Annotated in this window: 2 protein-coding genes; both read right to left on the bottom strand. The window is 63.8% G+C overall.

Annotation, left to right across the window (positions count from 1 at the left end):
- Positions 1-82: 82 nt before the first annotated feature.
- Positions 83-1081, bottom strand: coding sequence for a polysaccharide deacetylase family protein (locus ACXRVY_RS25500; protein WP_458238579.1), 999 nt, complete (start codon positions 1079-1081; stop codon positions 83-85).
- Positions 1082-1093: 12 nt separating this feature from the next.
- Positions 1094-2167: glycosyltransferase (locus tag ACXRVY_RS25495; protein WP_458238578.1), on the bottom strand; the 1074-nt coding region annotated here is incomplete at its 5' end.

Raw genomic sequence — 2167 nt, 5'->3', positions numbered from 1 at the left:
ATGTTACGCAGCAAGCGCAGGGCGATCATCGCCAGCTTGGTGCCCATGCTCAGGGCCAGGTGCCTGAGGTAGTTGCTGCGGCTCATGGACGTGCCCCACGGTAGATGCGCCAGGACAGCAACCCGGGATCGCGCGCGGTACGCTGGCTCACGCCGAAGCGTGGCAGGGCCAGAGGATCTTCGGTCCCCCGATAAATGCCGGTGCCGGTGCCCAGGGCAAACGGGAAGTCGTGCCTGGCCACCTGTTGGCGCACCCGCGCATCGTTGTCGCCATTGGGGTAGCAGTAAACCGGCAACGGCCGGTTGCAGCCGTTGAGCAGCGCGTCGCGACTGCGGCTCAGTTCTTCATGCAGGCGTTGATCGTCGAGGCCGGTGAGGATGGCGTGGCTGGCACCGTGGGGGCCGAAGCGCACCAGGCCGGACGCTTCCAGGTGGCGCACTTGCTGCCAGTCCAGTGCCTGGGGCAACGACTCCTGCGGGCAGGCGTCGGTCAGGCGATTGAGGTCCAGCGGTGACAGGTTTTTCAGGCTCTGCAAAAAGTTCAGCAACGCCAGGCTGCGGCGTTGCTGATCCGGGTCATCGCACAGTGTCGGCAACGGGCGCCCCAGGTGCAGCAAGCGTTCGATAAGGTGCCGGCGTGCCGGTTCGCCATGGCTGTTCCACAGGGTTTCGCCGATGCTTTCCCACCAGAACCGCTGGCGGCTGCCGATGAAATCGGTGGRCAGAAAGATGCTCGCCGGCACCTGGTGTTTTTGCAGCAACGGGAAGGCATTCAGCGCGTTGTCGCGCCAGCCGTCGTCGAAGGTCAGCGCCACTTTCGGCCGCTCCGAGCGCGCAACCGGTTGCAGAATGTCCATCAGCGGCACGCAGTCGAAGTGTTTTTTCAACCACACCAGCAAATGTTCAAAGGCCTTTGGCCCGACGCACAGTTCATTGCGGTGGGGCAGTTCGGCGGCCTGGTCGCTGGCCAGCACCCGGTGCAGCATCAGGATCACCCCGGCGCCGTGCAGTTGGTTGCGTCCGACCGGGGAGTTCAGGTACAGCCAGCCACTGGTGCGTTTTAACAGTTGTTTGATCGCCACGGCACGCACCTCTCATCGATTTTGCTCAGGGTTCCATTGGGCGTAACGCTGACCGCGCAGGAACTGCCACAGGCCGATGCTCATCCCGGCAAGGGTCACCAGGAGGAACGCGGCCAGGCGAAAGGGTTTGGGCAAGCGGTGTTGCGAATCCAGCAGGCCGGCAATGGCCATCGTGTAACCGAGCAATTGTGCGATCAGGCTCAGGCGATAAAAGCCGTGGTCTTCCCACAGCCAGAAATTGCTCAGCAGCAACGGCAGCAACAGGATCGGCGCCAGCCGCCGGATCAGCTTGTGGCTGATCAAGGCAATCGCATACAGGCCGTGGGCCAGCGGATTCATCAGCTCCCGGCGCTGGGCCAGGCTTTGCAAGCCACCCACCGTGACCCGCTGACGGCGGCGAAATTGCTTGTCGGCTTCGTCCACGCCCTGGTCGATCACCCGGGCCTGGGGCACGTAGACAATCCGCTTGAACGCGACGGGTGCGCAGGTGCTGATAAAGAAGTCGTCGTTGACCTCCGCCGGCACGTTCTGGAACAACTCGCGGCGCAGGGCGAGCAATGCGCCGTCGGCGGAGACCATGCAGCCGGTGCGATTTTCCACGTAGCGCAACCAGCCTTCGTAATGCCGATACAGGCTGTCACCCACGCTCAAGCCCTTGCCGGTCACCGGGATCACCATGTGCCCGGCGCAGCCACCGACCTGCGGGTCGTTGAGCGGTGCGAGCAAATGGCCGAGGGTGTCGGTGGACCATTGGTTGTCGGCGTCGGTGAACACCAGGATCGCACCGCTGCTGATCGCGACCCCGGCATTGAGCGTCGCCGCCTTGCCCTGGCGGGGCAGATCGAGCACGGTGATGCGCGGGTCGTTGACCTTGTGTGCACAGGCCACGGTGTCGTCGGTCGAGCCGTCACTGGCCAGGATGATGTGCAGCGAGCGGGCCTGATAATCCTGGGCCAGCACGGTGCGCAGTTTTTCTTCGATATGCCGCGCTTCGTTGTGCGCGGCAATTACGATGCTCACGTCCATCGGTTGGGCCGGTCCATGGCGCGGTGCCGGGTAAAACGGTGCCAGCAAGGTCAACAACAG

Source organism: Pseudomonas sp. P5_A2_2 (assembly GCF_054177685.1).
This window is presented reverse-complemented; position numbering and strand designations above follow the sequence as displayed.